Consider the following 19,082-nt stretch of genomic DNA (forward strand, 5'->3'; position numbering starts at 1 on the left):
ATGCAAACCGATCCTCAACCGCTCAAGTGCTATCCGCTAGCCGATCGCCAGCAGGGGAGCCTCTACAATGCACTCGTCAGAGGAGAACGTCCTTGCGGAGCATAACGACGTCGATCGGAAGCGGGTGTGCCGTGCCCCTAAAATTGCATAATATGGATTATGGAACATATGATTGCTTTGCGTTAGGCGCGCTGTCCGAGCGGACGATGCAGGAAATCCCATCATTCTCGCCGAGTTCTTCGCTTGGCTGACAAATCGCGATCTCGTTTGACCGAGCGACAGATTGCGGAGCCTACCAATCGCGCAGTCTTCGGCTTGAGCCCCTTCGTGTGACTATCGGCCGTCAAACGTCGCGTTCGACACGCATCCCGTCGAAACCGGGTTCGATATGCGGCGGCAGCGCTGCCTTGAGCGCCGCGTAGTCAAGCGGCGTGTGCATGTGGGTGAGAATCGCCTGCGGTACGCCCAACCTGTCGATCCAGTCGATCGCTTGCTCAAGCGACAGATGGCTGGGATGCGGACGATGCTGGAGCGCGTCGATCAACAGAAGATCGGCGCCTCGGATGGCTTCGATTGCTTCGATCGGGAAATCCGAGACGTCGCTCGAGTACGCAAACGGTCCAATCCGAAAGCCGAGAGAATGGATGGCGCCATGCACCTGTGCGTAAGGCCGTATGGTCAGGGCGCCCGCGGGTCCGTCGATGTCGAAGCTCGTTCCGGCAGTGATTTCGCGGTGGCGCACGACGGGAGCATACGAGCTGCCAGCCGGCGTCCGGAAGCAGTAGCCGAAGGCTTCGAACAGACGCGCGTAGGTGTCGGCGTCCGCATACAGGTCGACGAGCTTCCGGTGGTCCAGCACGTAACCTCGAACATCATCGAGGCCATGGATATGGTCTGCATGCGGATGGGTGATCAGAATGCCATCGATCCGATCGACGGACGCGGCGAGCATCTGCTCCCGGAAGTCCGGTCCGCAATCGATGACCACACGCGTCACCTCGGGTCCGTCGATCAGTTCGACCATGGCCGAACAACGGGTCCGTCGGTTGCGCGGATTGGTGGGATCGCATTGACCCCAATCGCCCGTGATCCGCGGCGTCCCGGGCGACGAGCCGCATCCCAGGACCGTGAGACGCAGTCGCTTGGTCACGTGGGTCCGCCCACGCGGGGATCGGGAACCTTGCGGCACAACCGGAAGAAATTGTCCGTCGTCTGCCGAGCGAACGTATCGAAGTCCAAGCCGAGCGCGCCAGCCAGCGCTTCCGCGGTATCTCGCACGAAGGCGGGCTCGTTTCGCTTGCCGCGGTTCGGTGGCGGCGCAAGATAGGGCGCGTCGGTTTCGACGAGAATGCGATCGAGCGGAACCGATGCCGCGACGGCGCGAAGATCGGCCGAGTTTTTGAAGGCGACGATCCCGGAGAACGAAACGTAGCCTCCGAGCTCGACGCCCACGGATGCGAGGCGCTGTCCAGCCGTGAAGCAATGCAGGACGAAGGGGAAGGCCCCCTTCCCCGTCTCGTCCACCAGAATACGTTCCACGTCCGCATCGGCGTCGCGCGCGTGGATCACGAGAGGAAGTCGCGTCTCGCGGGCCGCGGCGATGTGGCGCCGAAACACGCGTTCCTGGCGATCATGTGGAGCCCGGTCGTAGTGAAAATCAAGCCCGGCTTCGCCGATGGCAACCACCTTCGGATGCGCTGCCAAGCGCACGAGATCCGCAACCGGGACCTCGTCCTCGTCCGCGGCATTCAAAGGATGCGTGCCGATAGATGCGAAGACGCAGGCAAAGTTTTCGGCGATCGCCAGTACACGCGCCCGATTGATCACCTGCGTGCAGATGCTCACCATGATGCCGACCCCGGCTGCGTTGGCGCGGCCGATCAGCGCCTCGCGGTCGGCGTCGAAGTCCGGGAAATCGAGATGGCAATGGCTATCGACGAGGATACAAGGTGTCATCAGACTTCGTCGGCCGCAGGTTCGACGTAGCGCGGGAAGACACCGCTCGGTGCCGGTAGAGGCACGCCGCCCTCCAGCATGATCCCTTGATCAAGACGCGCAAAGGCACGCTCGTGCTCAGCGACGCCCAGCAGATCGAGAAGCTTGGCAATCGATTCCGGCATCACGGGCTGGAGCAGGATCGCGACGCGGCGCAGCACTTCGGCCGTCACGTAGAGAACCGTTCCCATGCGCGCCGGGTCGGTCTTCCGCAGGACCCACGGCTCTTCGCCGGCGAAATACCGGTTGGTTTCCGAAACCACGGACACGACCGACGACAGCATCAAGTGGAGCTCCTGCCGGTCCACGGCCGCGCGGCAGCGCTGCAGCAGTTGGCCGCTCGCCTGCAGGATCGCATGGTCCGTGTCGGTGAACGGGCCGGGTACAGGAAGCCTGCCGTCGCAGTTCTTCGCGATCATCGACAGCGAGCGTTGAGCGAGGTTGCCCAGGTCATTCGCCAGCTCTGAATTCATCCGGCCCACGATCGCCTCGTGCGAGTAGTTTCCGTCCTGGCCGAACGGAACCTCGCGAAGAAGGAAATAGCGAACGGGATCGAGCCCGTAAGCGCCGACGAGGGCACTGGGATCGATGACGTTGCCGACCGACTTCGACATCTTCTCTCCTCGATTGAAGAGAAATCCATGCACGAAGACGCGCTTGGGCACGGCTAGGCCGGCCGACATCAGGAAGGCCGGCCAGTACACGGTGTGAAAGCGAGCGATGTCCTTGCCGATGACGTGAAGGTCCGCCGGCCAGAAGTCCGCGCGCTCGCCCCCGTTCGGGAAGCCGGTCGCCGTTAGGTAGTTGGTGAGCGCATCAACCCAGACATACATGACGTGCCGCTCGTCGCCCGGCACCGGGATGCCCCAGTCGAAGGTCGTGCGCGAGATGGACAGGTCCTTCAGCCCCGAGCGGACGAAGGAAACGATCTCGTTGCGCCGCTCGGAGGGGCCGATGAAGTCGGGGTGGGTTTCGTAGTGTTCCAAGAGCCTGTCGGCGAACTGGGAAAGACGGAAGAAGTAGCTCTCTTCCTCGACCCATTCGACCGGAGACCCCTGCGGACCCAACCGCGTACCGTCGTCCGTCAGGAGCGTCTCGTCCTCGGCGTAGTAAGCCTCGTCCCGTACCGAGTACCAACCGGCGTAGGATCCCTTGTAGATGTCTCCGGCCGCCTCCATCCGCCGCCAGATTTCCTGGCTCGCAGCCTTATGGCGGTCTTCCGTTGTCCGGATGAAATCGTCGTTCGAGCTGCCGAGCTGGCGGCCCATCTCGCGGAACTTCGAGGAGTTCTGGTCGGCGAGTTCCAGCGGCGAAATACCGAGGTTGCGCGCGGTCTGGAGCATCTTGATGCCGTGCTCGTCGGTTCCGGTGAGGAATAGGACGTCGAAGCCGTCGAGCCGCTTGAATCGCGCAATCACGTCGGTCGCGATCAACTCGTAGGCATGCCCGATATGCGGACTTCCGTTCGGATAGGAGATCGCGGTCGTCGTGTAGAATCGCTCGGCCATGGTGGTACTTCTGCGCGGATCGGGTCGAGATGGGGAATAGCCCATCGGCAGGCTCGGCTCAACGAACCTCGTGCACACGCGTCAACCGCCAACTTCCCTTCGAGTGGCGTAGAGGCGGTCCAGGAAGCTGAGGATCGTCTGTTTCCGATCGAGATTGTAGGCGGCAGCTTCCCGCCAGCGAGCCTGCTCGCCCAGGCAGAAGCTGGCGAGCGCCGCGCCCTGACGCGCCCTGCCCTCCGCGGCCGCCTGCCGGGCTTCCGAGGCCAGCTTGTCGAACAGCCGGTCGCGAAAAAGGTCCCACGCCGCTTCGCGCCCTTTCTGGCCTAGCCCATCGAGAAGCGCATGCACGCCTTGCCAATCGGCCGTGGCGCTGTCGATGATCCGATCCGCCTCGTTCAACACATCCACGCCGCCTCCCGACTGGACGATGAGGGCCTGACGCAGGCTGCCTTGCGCGACATCTGCGGCCGCCTGCATCTCGCCCACCGGTGTTCCCGAAAGCTTGCGCTTCAACCCCTCCAGGAGCGATGCCCTATCGAGGCCGCCCATGCGCAGCGTGCGACAGCGCGAGCGGATCGTCGGTAACAGTCGCCCCGGTGCATGATTGGCGATCAAGAAGATCGAGCGAGCGGGAGGCTCCTCGAGGATCTTCAGCAGCGCGTTGGCCGCGTTGCGGTTCAGGTCGTCGGCCGGGTCGAGGATCGCAATCCGCCATCCCGGCGTCGCGGTCGACCGGAAGAACGCATGGAGGCGACGGATCTCGTCGACCGTGATCTGAGACTTGAAGCCGCCGCCGCGATCGGCCTCCGCTCGCTGGATATGGATCACGTTCGGATGGGCACCGGAAGCGATCTGTCGAACCGCGGCGTTTTCGGGATCGAAGTCGAGGGTCGCGCCCTCGCCTGCCGTCCAGTCGGCGCCGACGAGATGGCGCGCGAAAGCGAAGGCGAGTGTCGCCTTGCCGATGCCCCGTGGGCCCTGCAGAAGCCAGGCGTGATGCATCCGCTCACCCCGCGAGGCTTCGACGAGTTCACTCCAAACGCGCTGGTGACCGACCAGAAAGGTGGTGGCGGCGGGAGGCGGGACGTCGTCGATATCGTCGTGGGAGGACCGCTGCTCCATGCGCTCAGGCCGTGGCTCCCGCCCGGCTTCGCGCCAGCCGGCTCAAAACGTCGCCACAACGGTCGATCACGACGCGTTCGATCCGATCCGAAACCTCGTCCAACGGTCCCGTCGCTTCGATCACGGCGCAACGGTTCGGCTCGCGTGCCGCGATATCGAGAAAGGTCTGCCGTCTAGCCTGATGAAGTTCGATCCCGTCCTTTTCGAAACGATCGGCCGCATCGCTCTTCCTGCGCTCCGCCAGCCGGCGCAGGCTGATATCAGTCGGAAGATCGAGGATGATCGTCAGGTCGGGGCGTGCATCGACCGTCGTCGCAGCCTCCAGCTCTTCGAGGAAAGCCCTGTCGAGACCGGGAACGGAGCCTTGATACGCCCGGGTGGAATCGAGGAAGCGGTCGCAAAGGACCACCGCGCCCTTCTGAAGGGCCGGCAGGATCACGGTCCGAACATGGTCGTAGCGCGCGGCGGCAAAGAGCAGGGCTTCGGTCTCCACGCCCAGACCTTCGGCCGCGCCCGAAAGGACGATCTGACGGATGGCATCGGCGCCCGGAGATCCTCCGGGCTCCCGGGTCGTGACGACGGGAATGCCTCTGGCTTCCAGCCGGGCCGCGAGCCGGGCGATCTGCGTTGTCTTCCCGCCCCCGTCGGGCCCTTCGAACGTGATGAAACATCCACGCCGCGGCGCGTCGGATGGCTGCGCGCCCGTCATCAAAGGCTCCGTATCCAACCGAAGGCGAGTTCCTGCACCGCGTCCGCGGCCCGGCTGGCGAACGTGCCCTCGGTGACGTCCTCACCAGCGATGAGCTCGCGCTCCAACGAGACCCGGTCCTCGATCTTCAGTTCCACCACGCCGATCCTGTCGCCCTTGCGCACAGGTGCGCGCAACGGGGTATCGTAGCGGACGGAAGCGGTCACGGACTGGGCATGCCGCTTCGGCACCAGCGCGACCAGATCCTCCTCGAGGACGAGCGGAACGGACGCGGTGACGCCGCCGAAGACGGGCGCCTGCGCGATCGGGGTACCGGCTTGGAAGATCGCCTTCTCCTCGAAGGCGGAGGCTGCCCAGTTCGCCAGCGCGATCGTCTCCCGAACGCGGGTCGGTTCCTTGTCGAGCCCGGCGAGCGCCAGGATCGTCACCCGGCCGGCTTCCCCCTCGACCACCCCCACGATCGAGTATCCGCCTTCCTGCGAGAAGCCGGTCGCCATGCCTGTCGCACCGGGGATGGCGCCGAGCAGCGGATTGCGGTTCCGCTGCAGGATCTTGTTCCACTCGAATTCGGGCTGGGCGTACAGCGCGTACCGGTCGGGATATGCGTAGCGTACGTGACGGGCGAGAATGGCCACGTCGCGCGCCGTGACCTCCTGCCCGCCCTCCGGCAGGCCGGTCGGGTTCACGAATCGACTGTCGACCATGCCGAGCGCGCCAGCACGGTCGTTCATTCTTTGGGCGAAGGCCTTTTCCGACCCATCCAGGTGTTCGGCGATGATGATCGCCGCATCGTTGGCCGCCTGGACCACCAGTCCATGCGCCAGGGCATCGACCGGCACCGCGGATCGAACCGCCGCGAACATCGTCGCCGTCCGCGACGGCGCGCCGCCGGTACGCCAGGCGTGATTGGATACAGGCATTGTCGCATCGGCCGACACTTGGCCCGACGCCAAGGCCCCGAACAGGATTTCCGCGGTCATGATCTTGGCCAGCGATGCCGGCGGAAACGGCGCACGGCCGTTCTTGTCGAACAGAATGCCACCGGTCTTGCCGTCGAGCACGACGGCGACCTTCGCGGCAGTTTCCGGGAACAGCGTCTCGTCGCGGTTCTGCGCCAAGGCGGCGGCGCCGGGAAGAATGGCGGCGAGCAGAATGGCGTTCCGAAGAACTCGCATGGGATGACGCATCAGGGAAAGCCGGCGGGACAGGTGCTGCCCACCATAATCCATTGCTACGGCTTCGTATATCGCGGCCGAAGCAATCTCGCGGCGTTCGGTCAGCGTTCGTCGGCCTTGACCACGAAAGCGTCGGTAAGCCCGGTGTCCCAGATCTGGCGCAGCAAGGCGTCCGCGTCCTGTCCGGGGCGGAGACCAAGGGCTAGCGAGACCTGCCCCCCTGACGCGGTCTCCGTCATGTCGGCGCGGCCTTCCGCAAGGCTCGCGACCCGCATCAGAAGCGCGAGATCGTCGACGGTGCCGAGTTCGATCGTCTCCGGTGCGGAGCCAGTGGTTGCCAGGGACGACAAGGCGGCGTGTGCGCCCGTCGCACCCGGTCCCGCAGCGTACGACAGGAGCGAGCCGCGCGGCATCGGCACGGGAACCGGCGCCGAGGGGGCTGCATCGTATGTCTGGATGAGATCCTCGATCGACGGCATGCGCGATGGCGCAGCGCTCGGCGCCGGCGCGACCCGTCGCGGCGCTGCAAAGGCGGCCGCCATCATCAACGGCGACTTCTCCTGTCGCGACGCGATCATCACACCGCTCGGCAGACCGTCGTTGATGGCCGGCGCGTTGCCCGGGCGGTACGAGGCCATCAGCATCGGCGTGTCGTCGCCCTCGAGCGGAGCACGGCCGACATACTCGACCTTCACGTCGGCGACGCCGGCGTTCTGGAAGCCCAGCATCTCGGCGGCCTTGGACGACACGTCGAGCACGCGGTCATGCATATAGGGTCCGCGGTCGTTGACCCGCACCACGACGGAACTGCCGGTCTTGCGGTTGGTCACGCGTGCGTAGGATGGCAGCGGGAAAGTCGGATGCGCCGCCGACAGATGGTACATGTCGTAGACTTCGCCGTTCGCGGTAAGGCGTCCATGAAAGTTGGCGCCGTACCACGAGGCGGTTCCGGTCTTCACGTAGCCCGGCTCTTCCTTCGGATAGTACCACTTGCCGCGGACCATGTAGGGCTTGCCGGTCTGGTCGCGCCCGCCGCCCTTGGGCACCTTCTTCAGCCGCGTCACACGCGGACTGGCCTTCACGCCGAAGATACTCGAGCTGAAGATCGGCGCGTCGTCGTCCGGCGCCAATTCTTCTCCGTGCGTCGAAGACGATGTGGACTGGCAACCGACCAGCGCCAACGACAGTCCGAAAGCGAGCCCAAGCCCGATCTTCCGGTCGCGTCCGGCTCCTGCCATCGTTCATGCCCCCAAGTCATCGGTCAGGCGCGCACGCCCCGCCGCGCCAGACCCACCATATCAGCGGCAGAGGTTACCAATCGATGAAGCGAATGCAAGTCCACACGTATCGTGGGACTCTAACCTACAGAAAACAGCTTGCCGAAATCTTGCCACATTCGTGTCGATCGACAGTTGATGCGCAACTAACCTGCGCAGCACTTTTGGTCTCAATCCGCAGGTGGCTGAAACAGCGCATTCGTACTCTTGGGATTAAGCCTTCGATCGGATAGCGGCCACCTTCACAGGCGGTGCCTGCCCTGGCGACCCGATCCAGCCTCATTCCCGCTACTACGGCGCCTGCTCCGTAGGGAAATGAAACCGGGCATTCCGCAATCAGGAGAAGAACTGCGCTGTGACGTTTCCGTTGACCTCGCCAGACGCTTTGCGCCGCAGCATGTCGATGTAGTCCGCCTGCCTGCGCTCCTCGGTGGTGCTGTCGTCTCCCAACATCTTTTCGATCTGACGGAGGGTCTGCTTCAGCCGTTCGGTTACGTCGGCGATGTCGATCAAGTCCTGCATGGCGTCTCCTATTTCGGTGCACCCTGCCGCAACCAACTGGCCTCAGGCTGGCCGTCCCGCCTTGCGGACATCATGCTCCCCCTGGACGTGAACCGCGGCGAGAACATGGGCCGCGGTGACTTATGGATTTTCGCTAGGACGCCCAATTCGCGATGGTGTCGTTGGTCCGCGTGGCGATCTCAGCATTGGGAAAGTCAGGCGCTGACGCCGACGGGTGACGCCTTTGGGCCTCTCGCGAAACGACGGCAAATGATCGCAGCGCCTCCATCCGCCTCAAAGGCCCTTACGCCTATTGGCCGACTTGTTCCGCGCCTGCGGACCCCAACGAATGGTCGTTTCCTGCTCCGCGGGAGCTGGACCACAAACGGGAGGAGGCCTTTATGACGACTTGGAACGGCAACTCTTCACTGGCTGCAATCATCGCTGGCCCACAGGGAACGTCTGGTCCCGACAACCTGATCGGGACGACGGGCGATGACTACATCGAGGCGTTCGGTGGCAACGATACGATCCAGGGACTAGCCGGAAACGATGTCCTGATCGGCAACAGCGGGTCCGACCAAATCTTCGGCAACCAGGGCGCTGACACCGTCTACGGGGGTCAAGGCTCCGATACCGTCTACGGCGGCAGGGACAACGATCTCCTTGTGGGCAACCGGGGGGACGACATTCTTTTTGGCAATCTGGGTGACGACGTCGTATTCGGAGGCCGCGCCAACGACATGGTGTACGGCGGGCAAGGCAACGACATTCTCTACGGCAATCGTGACAGCGATACCCTCAACGGTGGTCTCGGAGACGATACGCTGAGCGGCGGGGCCGATGCCGATACGTTCGTCTTCGACAACACGAGCGGCAACGATGTGATCATCGACTTCGCCATCGACGATAGGATTAGCCTGAACGGTCAGACCTATACGGTCGGCTCCTCCACCGGTGGTGATGCAGTGCTGAGCCTCTCGGGTGGCGGGACCATTACCCTGATCGGCGTCACGGCCGCTGCGTTCGATCCGAGCCTGGTCTCCTGAGCTTGACCGCCGGACGATCGATGAGCGTCTGAACCATGACGGTGAGCTCGCAACCGTTCACGTTGCGGGCTCACCGACTGTCCTTCGATACACCAACTCTCGAGCTGTCGCCGTTGTTTCCCGATCAAGCCGGATCGATCAAGCAAGACGGCGTGTCGGCCCGCTCAACCGGTTTTCGTCCGCCTCATTGGCCGAAATCGGCGCTGCCCTGCGTTGTCGGGCATATACATGCCTCTTACGTCGACTGGGCGCACGCAGCGTTGCGGACGAACCGTCTGGGAAGCTTCACGCCGTTGTCATGCGGCGCCCTTAAGGCCGGAGTAACGATTGATCCGATCTCCGTTCAGGTGAACCATGGCGACCACGACCGTTCTTTCCGGCCAGACCATTTCCGCACGCATCAACCTCAGCGGCTCTGATCTTCTCGACGTCGACGCCGGTGGCACGGTGTCCGTGAACTCCAACGCTCAGAGCGTGCGGTTCAACAATCCGACGAATGGCGCCCTGATCGACAATGACGGACTGATCGAAAACCTGCAGTCGGCCGGGCGCGCCATCCGTTTCGAGACGAGCGTCGGCGCCACTCTGTATGCCACGATCGACAATGCCGGCACCATTCGCTCGGCCGACGATGCGATCCAGATCCAGGCAGGCTCGGTTACCAAGGGCTTGGTCGAGATCGTCAATCAGGGCACGATCCAGTCCACGGTCGGCCAGGCGGTGGACTTCGCCGGCGGGACGGGCAGCTTCACCACCGTGGTCAACAACGGCACGAACGGCCGGATCCTCAGCGGCGAAAACGACGGCGTTCGCGTCGGCGGCATCGGTGAGATCACCAATGCCGGCCTCATCGACGGCGGCAGCAGCGCAACGCCCTTTGCCTCGGCCGATGGTGTTCAGTTCGAGGACGACACGAACGGCAGCGTCCAGAACTCAGGCACGATCTCCGGCGATCGCCACGGCATCAACGCCGGCGCCGGCTCGAACATTTCGGTCGACAACGGCGTGAACGGAGTTCTCATCGGTCGCAACGGCTCCGGCGTCGGCTCGGACGGCGCGGCCAGCGTCATCAATCGCGGGCTGATCTCCGGCGGCTTCACGCCAGGAGTCGACATCAACAGCCCCGCCGGCCGCGACACGCAGGACGGGGTCTTCGACGGCGATGGCGACGGCATCGACATCGACGGCCGGGCCGAGATCCTGAACTACGGCATCATCGAGGGAACCGGGGCCGGCGGCAACGGCTCCGACGGCTTGCCCAACACGTCGGAGGGCATCGCGGCCGGTGGCGGTTCGATCATCAACGTCGCCGGCGCCACCATCCGCGGTCAGGGCCTCGGCATCCTGATCGACGATTCCTCGCAGGGGAACGCCCCCTTCGCGACCTCGATCGTGAACAGCGGCAGCATTTCCGGCGAGACCGGTACCGGCATCCGGATCATCAGCGACAAGGGTGATTCGATCACCAACGATGATACGATCTTCGGCGGCAACGGCATCGCCATCGCCTTCGGCACGGGCCACGACACGCTCTTCATCGGCGCCAATTCGGTCATCGACGGCATCAGCCAGGGCGGCGCGGGCACCGATACGCTGGACTACAGCGTCCTCCAGGACGGCCGCGGCGTGAACGTCGACCTCCGGGCGGGCATCGCGGACGGAACCGGCGGTGTCACCGGCTTCGAGAACATCGTCGGCGGCAGCGGCAACGACGTCCTCATCGGCGACGCGGGACGCAACGTGATCAAGGGCGGCGCGGGCGATGATGTGATCGGTAGCGGCGGCGGCGGTCCGGACTTCCTGGACGGCGGTGCCGGTGCCGACACCTACGTGGTTGGTCTCGGCACCGGCGACACGCAGTACGTCTTCGACAACGTCGGCGACAAGATCCTCACGGTCCGGATGGATGGAAACATTACCGAAGGGGAGACGGCGGCCGGTGGCACCGATGTCATCTGGTCGCTGATCGATATCGATCTGCGCCGCGATGACCTGACCTTCGTCGAGAACGTGCGCCTTCAGGGCACCGCGGATCTGAAGGCCACGGGCAACAGCCTCGACAACCTCATTACCGGCAACGCCGCGAGCAACACGATCGCCGGGGGCCTCGGCAGGGATCAGCTTTACGGCAAGGGCGGCGCCGACACATTCGTCTTCGCCGAGATGGGTGCGGCCAACCGCGATTCGATCTTCGACTTCGACGCGGACGACAAGATCCAGCTGAGCCAAGCCACTTTCGCCGGCCTCGACGCGAACGGCGACGGATTCCTCGATCCGACCGCGCTGTCGCTGACGGGCAAGGCGGCCGGCAGCGCGGCGCAGCTGATCTACAGCGGCAACACCGGCATCCTGTCCTACGACGCGGATGGCGCCGGCGGCGCGGCTGCACAAGAGATCGCCTTCATCGGGAAGAAGCTGGGATTCCTCGGCATCGACGACTTCATCCTCGTCGCCTGACCCGATCCGTACCGCCATATGCGAGGCCGCCGAGCGAAAGCTGGCGGCTTTTTTTCGTCGATGCGAGAGTGCACTGCATCCAAGAAGCGCTTCCGTCCGTATCTTGTCGATCGCGCGGTCGAGGTATGAGATGGACGAGTTGGTACGGCGTATCGCTTTCGAGATCCAAGACGACGGTATGAGCCGCCTACAGACCCAGCGCCTCGTCGCTTCGGTCCTGGCCGCCCTCGAAACCGGTGACCAGATTGGCAGGTCGCTCGTCGTTCGGTCGAGCGCGCACCACGCCGTTCGGGAGGACGGTCCGCGGTTCTGCAGCTGGGACTAGCAAGGGTGTTCATCTCCGCCACAGCATCACCGTCGCGATGCGGGAGATGACGGCGCGGTAGGTGGTTGCGATTTAGGTTCAGCAACCAGCTTCCGGTCCCCAATCCCGATACATGAGCGCTCAACGATGTTGCGGTAGGTCGCGTCGAGGGCGGCAGCCTTCAAACGGGTTCCGCCGAGGAAACGCCTATGGGCGTCAAGCTTCGACCGATTCGAAGATGCGCTGTCGGATGCCACGCCGAACCCATCGCGGGTGGCGTTTGGAGGATCTTCGGCTCTTGGAGAGCGATGGCGGATGGGGTGAGATTCGAACTCACGGTACGGTTCCCCGCACGGCGGTTTTCAAGACCGCTGCCTTAAACCACTCGGCCACCCATCCAAGCCCTGATTTCGCTAGCGAATTTGGCTTGGCGGAGCGCCTGGAAGGCGGGTCTGCTACCGGATTGCTACCGAACGGCTTTAGGCCTTCGGCTTTACCGCCTTGCGCACGGCAGCGTCAACAAGTTCGGCGGCGCTCGCGCCCATGCCAGGCATCGTGTGCTGGTACAAATCGATCGTGATCCCGATGCGGCTGTGACCGAGCCGCTCGGAAGCTACCTTCGGATGTACGCCAGCCATCAGCATCTGCGTCGCGTGGCTGTGGCGCAGGTCGTGGAAGCGGATGCGCGGCAGGTCGGTCTTGGCGAGGAGCCGTACCCACTCATGCGTCAGCGAGTTCGGCTGCAGCGGCTGGCCGTCTACCTGAGCGACAACGAACGCATCCTCGTCAGGGCGAACGCCAAGCCGAAGCTGCTCCTCGGCCTGCGTGAGACGATGCTGCCTCAGATCCTCGGCGAGCGCAGCCGAAAGGTCGACGACGCGCCCTGCCCCCGTCTTGGTAGGCTTGAGCCGGACGCCTGTCTTCGTCTGCTCTGCGGACTCCACCACCGTAAGACGCCGGCCGTCGAGATCGACGTTTCGCCAGCGGAGCGCGACGACCTCGCCGCGGCGCATGCCACATAGAGCTGCGAGCAGTACCGGGACGAAAATGCGCGTCTCCCGCACTGCGTCGAGAAGCTGCCCTGTCGTAACGGCGTCGTATGCGGTCATCGCTTTGCGCTCGATCTTCGGCGGCTTAGACAGCGCGGCAGGGTTCTTCTGGATCAGCTCCCAGGTGATCGCCTGCTTCAGCGCCTTGGACAGCACGCGACGCGCGTGGTGGACGCTGCGGGGCGCTAGACCGCCCTTCCCGTCCCGCCGGCCGGACGTCAGTGCCTTCGTCCATGCTGTATCGACGTCGCTGGTTTTGAGCTTCGTCAGCAGGACGTGCCCGATCAGCGGAGCGATCGTCTTGCGGCATAGCTCGGCGTACCGCTCCCACGACTTCGGCGATACGGCTGCCTTCTCGTGATCCAGCCACGTGTCAAGGAACTCGCCGACGGTCGTCTTCTGAGGCTCAACGTATCCGCCGTGCTTCATCAGCGTGACGAGACGCGCGCACTCGACCTGGGCCTCGCGCTTCGTGCCAGCAAACGAGTGCCACTTCCGCCGTCGCTTCCCTGTCACTGGGTCCGGCATCGGATGATCCAAAATGATCGCCCAACGGCCCGGCGAGCGCTCTTTGATGGAGCCCTTCATTCCTCGTAATCCTCAGGGCTCGCGTAAAGCTCTGGGTGACGCTTATGCCTGCCGAGTTCGAAGTCGTTGATATGAGCTTTCAGCCTCTGGAACTGCTTAAAGCTTACTTCATCAGCCAGTTTTAATTGCGTCATGAATGTGCCACTTTCGCTGAGGTTGGCTAACTCTGTCACCATCCCATGAAGCTGCTCGCTAGAAAGTATCAATGCCCCAAGCATGTCGTCGTACATTTCGACAAATATGGTAGCGACTTCAGTTGCTCGTTTGGGGTTTTGTGCAATCTCTTCTGCGCTGACGTTGTGGATCGCAACCCGCATCTGGGTCGCAAGGTTTGTAGCCTCCCAGAATGGGTTCACTACCTCTGGCAGCTGCCGCTCCGTCCGAATTCCGATCTGAACTAAACGCCGGACAGCTTCCGACTTTGAGCGAATGCGGTTGCGCCAAGCCCACTCGTCGATCGCCTCCATCTCAGACTTCGAGATGAACATGTTGAACCGCTCGCTTTTAGGTTCGTCCGCAGGCGTATCGTCGTCAACCATTCCCAACCCTCGAATGCATGAACCTACGTAGCTTACCCATCGAGGGGTTGCAATCGGGTTAATCCGTGCTACGTTCACCTATGAACCTACGTATGTTCATAGGAGGCGCAAAATGATGACGCTCGATGACGCACTGAAGCAAGCCACCATCTCGGTGCCGGACGCTGGTCGGTTGTTTTTCGGGATGAGCCGAAACGCCGCGTATGACGCTGCGCGGAGCGGCGACATTCCGACCATCAAGGTCGGCAGCCGTGTCCGTGCGATGGTCACGCCGCTGGCCGAGAAGGTCGGCTTGCAGTCCCGTGTCGGGCGTGCAGTATGAGCTCCGGTCAGCGATTTGCCGCGCGGCACGAACGCATCGCCCGCCGGCGGAAGGACACCCAGCGCTCCCTGGATCGGTCTCAAGGAGCCTTCGGCCTCCAGTCCGACGTTCGACCCGACGGCGACGAACTCGATGATGAGGCTAGGATCGCTGCATGGGACGCCGACCCTGAAGCGCGCGGTGGCCCGACCTTCACTGACGTTAAGGCTTGGCTGGCATCGCTGGACGAAGACGGAAGTGACGAGCGGCCGGCCGCCAAGTCGGACGCGATCACCCATCTGAGGGGCATAAGCCTGTCAGCCCTAGTCGGCGCTATGGTCTTCGATCGCGTCGCGAAGGCGGCGGCCGGCCGCATCTGGGATCGCTTGCTACGACACCGGTTCGGGCCCGACGACATCGCCGAGCTCGTGGACGACGAGGTCAGCCTGATGCGCATCCGGCTCAGTGAGCGACAGCTCGATGAGCTCGGCCGCGGCTACCTGCTCAACCTGTTCCGACGCCGCGTGGCGGCCGAGGGCAATAAGACCGCACAGCTGTTTGCAGCAGACTGCGGAGGTGCAGCATGAGCCGGCTCGACTCCTACGCTCGTGAATGCAGGATCTTCGAGCGTGCCGAGGCGCGCGCCCTGCAGCAGCTACGGCTGCGTCGGATCGGCTCTATCGGTTACGACCGGCGCGCCCTGATCGAAACGACGGACGACCTCGAGCATGTCATTCGGCTCTCGCAGTTCGAAAGCGTCCGCAGGCGCGCTCGGGCAAGGCTGACCGAGATCGTTGACGAGGTAGCTCGCCGGCAGATCGAGGGCGACGAGGTGACGGCATGAGCGCGGTCCGTCGTTCTTCGGCTGCGGCCGAGTTCACCGCCAACCTCCACCGGGCCGGGCTCGGCTCCTGCCGTACGGACCTCGAGGATGCCTTCCGGGCGCTCGTCGGCTGGCCCGGCGAGGCACCCATGCCGCACCTGAACGCAACGCAGCGGCAGGGCCTTCTCGTTGGAGTGTGCCGCGGGCTCATTGCGATGGAAAATGATCAGATCATGCCGTCGGGCACCTTCACCATCATTCTCGACGAGGCGGGCGCCGAACGCGTCGCCAGCGGCACTTACGCACACGGCGCCCAGGCGGTGCTCGACACGCCGGCGTTCTTAATGAACCTCACTCGGGAGAAGTCGTCATGACCAAGGTGATGGAATTCGCCGCCGAGCGAGACCTGCTGCACAGTGTGCATACCGATCTAGCCGTTGCGCGAACCACCAACGACTACGACGGGATAAAGGAAGCGGTCGACGATCTAGAGATGATCGTTCAGCACACGAGCTTCCCGCTACTGCGGCACCGCGCCCAGGGACTGATCGCTCGGGCGTTCGACCCCCACGACTCCTAAAATGTCGAGCTGTCAGCAGAGGGGCGGCTACCACCCCGGCCCTCTGCGTCCAACCCATTCTAGGAAACGCCCTCTGGCTGCAACCGACGGCGTGGAGTTCTGTACGTGCTGATAGAGAAGATAGCGCCTCCGCGCGTCGATGCCAATATCGAAATGCCGCACGAGCCTGACCGTACCGAGATCGATCGCTTTGTTCGCTGGGTGCATGGTGTGGTGCTACGCGCATGCGGTGGCAACCCGCCTTCTCAAGGGAGATTGCAGGTCTCGGTTCTCAATCCAAAGACGGAAAGAGTTGAAGTGTCCGGTCGATTCCGGCCGGGCGACCCGTCGCATATGAACGCGATGGCCGACAACATCGAGAAGAACGCTCGTAAAGGGCTGAACTGCTATTGCGAGCCACGGCTGGTGAACAAGAACGTCGACCAGGGGCTTCGCGGCAAGGACGAAGACACGATCGGCGTATTCGCCCTGGTTGCCGACATTGATGTTTACCATGGAGACGACGCCAGCAACGAGATCGGCGAGCCAGCGCTCGTCGTGGCGTCGTCGGATACCGGCAGTGTCCATCGCTGGTACGCCTTCAACGAACTCGTCTCCGGTGACATCGCATCTCGGCTTGGTAAGCGCATGCGCTTGGCCGGCGGCGACACCAAGACCGGCAGCATATCGCAGCCCTACCGTGTCCCGGGCACGCCGAATTACCCGTCTGCGAAAAAGGTGCGTGAGCACGGCCGGAAGGTATCGGCGACGCGCGTCCTTCGCCTCAAGGAAACGGCCTACAAGCCGCAGGACTTCGCTGCTCTCTGGCCGCAGTTGCCTCCACAAGCTGAACGGAAGGCGAAGCCGAGCGCGGCCGACGAGCGGTCGGCGCCGGACACTGTGGATGGCATTCGCGAGCTCATCGAGCGGATCCCGCGGTGGATTCGGACGAGGCTCGAGGTTGACTCTGAGGACGTCGAAAACCTCACGAAGGGGGATCGATCGACGCACTTCTACAGCGTGACGGGGTTCCTGAAACGAGCAGGCTTCGGCCAGGCAGAGGTACTCGTGATCTGGGAAGCGCATCCCGATAGCGCGGCCCGCAAATACACGGACGGCCGGGAGGATCTGCCTGAACGGCTGTCGAAGATCTGGGATCAGCTCGAGCCGCCTCTTGATACCCAAGTGCTCGTTGCCACGTGGCTCGAGCCAGTCTCCGACGATCCAAACGCGACCGCAGCGGATCGCAGGGTGGAGGTGCTCCCGAGCTTTGGCGATCTTCTGACAGAGAACGTTGCCGCGCAAATTTTCGCAGATCGGTTCGCTGGTAAGCTGCGCTTCGATCACGATCGTGGAGCTTGGTACGCTTTCGACGGGGCGCGCTGGCGGCACGCTCGCGATGGGCGCGCGTATCAGTGGATCCGCGAGCTCGTGAGCGCTCTTGTGCGGGCTGAGAAGAAGGAGGTTCGGTTCATCGCCGAGCGGGCCAGCTTCGCTGGCAACGCGGAGAGGTTCGCGCGGGTCGATCCTCGTATCCGATGCACGTCCGACATTTGGGATCAGGATCACTGGCTACTCGGCACGCCGGGCGGCACCGTAGATCTACGGACTGGCAAGTTGCGTCCCGCAGATCCAGCGGACGCCATCACGAAGATCACCAGCGTCGCGCCGACGTCGATAGCGGACTGCCCACGTTGGCTGGCATTTCTCGACGAGGCTACGAGAGGTGACGCGGGGCTGATAGCCTATCTTCGCGTGTGGGCAGGCTACAGTCTGAGCGGCAGCACTCGCGAGCAGAAGCTGACGTTCCTCCACGGGCCAGGCGGCAACGGCAAAGGCTTGTTCTATGGCGCTTTGCTTCACGTGTTCGGCGAGTACGGAAAGATCGCGCCATTCTCGACGTTCGTCGCAAGCCGCAATGAGCAGCACCCGACAGCGCTCGCTTCGCTTCGTGGCGCACGCCTAGTCGTAGCCAGTGAGGTCGACAACAAGCAGGCGTTCGCCGAGGACCGGATCAAAAGTCTAACCGGCGGCGACCCGATCTCGGCCCGCTTTATGGCCAAGGACTTCTTTGAGTTCGAACCGACGGCGAAGATCATGCTCATCGGCAATAGCTTGCCGCGCCTAACCAACGTCGACGACGCAGCGCGGCGCCGTTTCCGTATCGTGCCGTTCGTGAACAAGCCGCGCGTCGTAGACATGCAGCTTGCCGACACGTTCAAGGCTGAGGCGCCCGGCATCCTCGCATGGACGATTGTCGGATGCCTCGAGTGGCAGGCGAGTGGCTTGCCCTATCCAGCCGCCGTGCGCGAGGCGACGGAAGGGTTCTTTGCCGAGCAAGACGTCTTCGGAGAATGGTTTGCCGCGTGCTGTTTAGAAACGGGGCGCGGAGAGATCACGGCGACAGCTGAACTTTACGCCAGCTGGCGCGCCTTCGCGAAGCATGTCGGGGAAGAGGCAGGGCATCAAAGCCAGTTTGTCGCAACGCTAGAGCAGCGCGGCTTCGAACGGTTTCGGTCCAACAAGATGCGAGGCTTCCGCGGGATCCGACTGCGGGTCGCCGAGGACGTTCGCGAGTGACAGACGGTGACGGGGGTTCCGGTTCCGTCTCATACGCGTATGCATGTGCGCGTGAGAGGGAGTCTGCAAGGGTGTCACCGTCCGTCACTCCCCGGCAGGTCCACCTCGCGCTGCCCCGTCGATGCCCCTCGATCGATCCCGACGGGAGGGGGGATCGAAAGTCGGCGCGGTCTTGGGGGTGTCCACCGACAGGGGTCCCATTCGCAGATTTTTTTCGCTCGTAAGAATTTAGCCCGCTAGCGCGTTCGGCTGCCCATGCCCGCACCAGCACCTGCTACCCCGTACAACTGGAGAACCTCCCGCCATGACGGCTAGCACGCTCCCCTCCCCCGTCCTGATGCGACCGGAAGAGATCATTTCGCTTAAGGAGGCGGCCTATCGCACCGGTAAGAACGAGAAAACGATCCGACGCTGGTGCAAGGAGGATGGCATCGGTCGACGCTCATCGCTGGGCGCTCCGTGGGAGATCTCAGCCGTAGCGCTCGAGGCGAAGCGATATGGAGATCGGGAGGCGCTCGACCTGCTCCGCGAGGGGCACCGAGACTC

18 protein-coding genes and 1 tRNA gene are annotated in these 19,082 nt (G+C 63.6%); 8 read left to right on the forward strand and 11 right to left on the reverse strand.

Annotation, left to right across the window (positions count from 1 at the left end):
- Positions 1-343: 343 nt before the first annotated feature.
- The 8 genes from AUL34_RS16360 to AUL34_RS16395 all read right to left on the reverse strand — a co-directional run bounded on the left by AUL34_RS16360 (position 344) and on the right by AUL34_RS16395 (position 8,308).
- Entirely contained in the window at positions 344-1,150 is an 807-nt protein-coding gene (locus tag AUL34_RS16360; RefSeq protein WP_061935928.1) for an MBL fold metallo-hydrolase, read from the reverse strand.
- Positions 1,147-1,944 (reverse strand): TatD family hydrolase, encoded by a 798-nt coding sequence (locus tag AUL34_RS16365; protein WP_061936393.1) that lies wholly within the window; start codon positions 1,942-1,944, stop codon positions 1,147-1,149. The genes AUL34_RS16360 and AUL34_RS16365 overlap by 4 nt, the downstream gene beginning before the upstream one ends.
- A gap of 11 nt (positions 1,945-1,955) precedes the next feature.
- Positions 1,956-3,503, reverse strand: coding sequence for a methionine--tRNA ligase (gene metG, locus AUL34_RS16370; protein ID WP_061935931.1), 1,548 nt, complete (start codon positions 3,501-3,503; stop codon positions 1,956-1,958).
- An 81-nt stretch (positions 3,504-3,584) separates the two neighbouring features.
- Entirely contained in the window at positions 3,585-4,625 is a 1,041-nt protein-coding gene (locus tag AUL34_RS16375) for a DNA polymerase III subunit delta' (protein WP_061935934.1), read from the reverse strand.
- 4 nt (positions 4,626-4,629) lie between these two features.
- Positions 4,630-5,334, reverse strand: coding sequence for a dTMP kinase (tmk, locus tag AUL34_RS16380; RefSeq protein WP_061935937.1), 705 nt, complete (start codon positions 5,332-5,334; stop codon positions 4,630-4,632).
- A complete protein-coding gene (locus AUL34_RS16385) occupies positions 5,334-6,509 on the reverse strand; it encodes a D-alanyl-D-alanine carboxypeptidase family protein (RefSeq protein WP_061936396.1) in 1,176 nt (391 codons plus the stop codon). The genes tmk and AUL34_RS16385 overlap by 1 nt, the downstream gene beginning before the upstream one ends.
- Positions 6,510-6,610: 101 nt before the next feature.
- Positions 6,611-7,639 (reverse strand): septal ring lytic transglycosylase RlpA family protein, encoded by a 1,029-nt coding sequence (locus AUL34_RS23040; RefSeq protein ID WP_061935940.1) that lies wholly within the window; start codon positions 7,637-7,639, stop codon positions 6,611-6,613.
- 483 nt (positions 7,640-8,122) lie between these two features.
- Positions 8,123-8,308, reverse strand: coding sequence for a hypothetical protein (locus tag AUL34_RS16395; protein ID WP_061935943.1), 186 nt, complete (start codon positions 8,306-8,308; stop codon positions 8,123-8,125).
- A gap of 380 nt (positions 8,309-8,688) precedes the next feature.
- Here AUL34_RS16395 and AUL34_RS16400 point away from each other — a divergent pair, with 380 nt between their 5' ends.
- Positions 8,689-9,336: a calcium-binding protein gene (locus AUL34_RS16400; RefSeq protein ID WP_061935946.1), complete on the forward strand. Its 648-nt coding sequence runs from the start codon at positions 8,689-8,691 to the stop codon at positions 9,334-9,336.
- Between the two features lie 354 nt (positions 9,337-9,690).
- On the forward strand, positions 9,691-11,793 hold the full coding sequence (locus tag AUL34_RS16405) for a calcium-binding protein (protein WP_061935949.1): 2,103 nt from the start codon (positions 9,691-9,693) through the stop codon (positions 11,791-11,793).
- A 613-nt stretch (positions 11,794-12,406) separates the two neighbouring features.
- Here the strand turns inward: AUL34_RS16405 and AUL34_RS16415 are convergent.
- The 3 genes from AUL34_RS16415 to AUL34_RS16425 form a co-directional block, all read right to left on the reverse strand.
- Positions 12,407-12,496 (reverse strand) — tRNA-Ser (locus AUL34_RS16415).
- A gap of 80 nt (positions 12,497-12,576) precedes the next feature.
- Positions 12,577-13,734, reverse strand: a complete 1,158-nt coding sequence (xerC, locus tag AUL34_RS16420) for a tyrosine recombinase XerC (protein ID WP_061935955.1) — start codon at positions 13,732-13,734, stop codon at positions 12,577-12,579.
- On the reverse strand, positions 13,731-14,273 hold the full coding sequence (locus AUL34_RS16425; RefSeq protein ID WP_061935958.1) for a hypothetical protein: 543 nt from the start codon (positions 14,271-14,273) through the stop codon (positions 13,731-13,733). Before AUL34_RS16425 ends, xerC begins: the two co-directional genes overlap by 4 nt.
- Positions 14,274-14,385: 112 nt before the next feature.
- On the opposite strand from AUL34_RS16425, the gene AUL34_RS16430 reads away from it, so the two are divergent.
- The 6 genes from AUL34_RS16430 (at position 14,386) to AUL34_RS22895 (ending at position 18,536) form a co-directional block, all read left to right on the forward strand.
- A complete protein-coding gene (locus AUL34_RS16430; protein WP_061935961.1) occupies positions 14,386-14,595 on the forward strand; it encodes a DNA-binding protein in 210 nt (69 codons plus the stop codon).
- On the forward strand, positions 14,592-15,161 hold the full coding sequence (locus AUL34_RS16435; protein ID WP_061935964.1) for a hypothetical protein: 570 nt from the start codon (positions 14,592-14,594) through the stop codon (positions 15,159-15,161). Before AUL34_RS16430 ends, AUL34_RS16435 begins: the two co-directional genes overlap by 4 nt.
- Complete coding sequence (locus AUL34_RS16440; protein WP_061935967.1) at positions 15,158-15,418, forward strand: hypothetical protein; 261 nt, start codon at positions 15,158-15,160, stop codon at positions 15,416-15,418. Before AUL34_RS16435 ends, AUL34_RS16440 begins: the two co-directional genes overlap by 4 nt.
- On the forward strand, positions 15,415-15,771 hold the full coding sequence (locus AUL34_RS16445) for a hypothetical protein (RefSeq protein ID WP_061935969.1): 357 nt from the start codon (positions 15,415-15,417) through the stop codon (positions 15,769-15,771). Before AUL34_RS16440 ends, AUL34_RS16445 begins: the two co-directional genes overlap by 4 nt.
- Positions 15,768-15,977 carry a hypothetical protein gene (locus AUL34_RS16450; protein WP_061935971.1) on the forward strand — a complete coding sequence of 70 codons (210 nt, stop codon included), beginning with the start codon at positions 15,768-15,770 and terminating at the stop codon, positions 15,975-15,977. Before AUL34_RS16445 ends, AUL34_RS16450 begins: the two co-directional genes overlap by 4 nt.
- 105 nt (positions 15,978-16,082) lie before the next feature.
- Positions 16,083-18,536, forward strand: a complete 2,454-nt coding sequence (locus AUL34_RS22895) for a phage/plasmid primase, P4 family (RefSeq protein WP_244492611.1) — start codon at positions 16,083-16,085, stop codon at positions 18,534-18,536.
- The last annotated feature ends 546 nt before the right edge of the window (positions 18,537-19,082 follow it).

The organism is Aureimonas sp. AU22, from assembly GCF_001463745.1.
In the GTDB taxonomy this organism is placed as follows: domain Bacteria; phylum Pseudomonadota; class Alphaproteobacteria; order Rhizobiales; family Rhizobiaceae; genus Aureimonas.

Excerpts from the sequence above, each read along its gene's own strand:
- AUL34_RS16405 (WP_061935949.1), top strand. The coding sequence starts at position 9,691 with ATGGCGACCACGACCGTTCTTTCCGGCCAGACCATTTCCGCACGCATC.
- AUL34_RS16385 (WP_061936396.1), bottom strand. The coding sequence starts at position 6,509 with ATGCGAGTTCTTCGGAACGCCATTCTGCTCGCCGCCATTCTTCCCGGC.
- AUL34_RS16440 (WP_061935967.1), top strand. The coding sequence starts at position 15,158 with ATGAGCCGGCTCGACTCCTACGCTCGTGAATGCAGGATCTTCGAGCGT.
- AUL34_RS16435 (WP_061935964.1), top strand. The coding sequence starts at position 14,592 with ATGAGCTCCGGTCAGCGATTTGCCGCGCGGCACGAACGCATCGCCCGC.
- AUL34_RS16395 (WP_061935943.1), bottom strand. The coding sequence starts at position 8,308 with ATGCAGGACTTGATCGACATCGCCGACGTAACCGAACGGCTGAAGCAG.
- AUL34_RS16400 (WP_061935946.1), top strand. The coding sequence starts at position 8,689 with ATGACGACTTGGAACGGCAACTCTTCACTGGCTGCAATCATCGCTGGC.
- AUL34_RS16375 (WP_061935934.1), bottom strand. The coding sequence starts at position 4,625 with ATGGAGCAGCGGTCCTCCCACGACGATATCGACGACGTCCCGCCTCCC.
- AUL34_RS16450 (WP_061935971.1), top strand. The coding sequence starts at position 15,768 with ATGACCAAGGTGATGGAATTCGCCGCCGAGCGAGACCTGCTGCACAGT.
- AUL34_RS16430 (WP_061935961.1), top strand. The coding sequence starts at position 14,386 with ATGATGACGCTCGATGACGCACTGAAGCAAGCCACCATCTCGGTGCCG.
- AUL34_RS16425 (WP_061935958.1), bottom strand. The coding sequence starts at position 14,273 with ATGGTTGACGACGATACGCCTGCGGACGAACCTAAAAGCGAGCGGTTC.
- metG (WP_061935931.1), bottom strand. The coding sequence starts at position 3,503 with ATGGCCGAGCGATTCTACACGACGACCGCGATCTCCTATCCGAACGGA.
- tmk (WP_061935937.1), bottom strand. The coding sequence starts at position 5,334 with ATGACGGGCGCGCAGCCATCCGACGCGCCGCGGCGTGGATGTTTCATC.
- xerC (WP_061935955.1), bottom strand. The coding sequence starts at position 13,734 with ATGAAGGGCTCCATCAAAGAGCGCTCGCCGGGCCGTTGGGCGATCATT.
- AUL34_RS16445 (WP_061935969.1), top strand. The coding sequence starts at position 15,415 with ATGAGCGCGGTCCGTCGTTCTTCGGCTGCGGCCGAGTTCACCGCCAAC.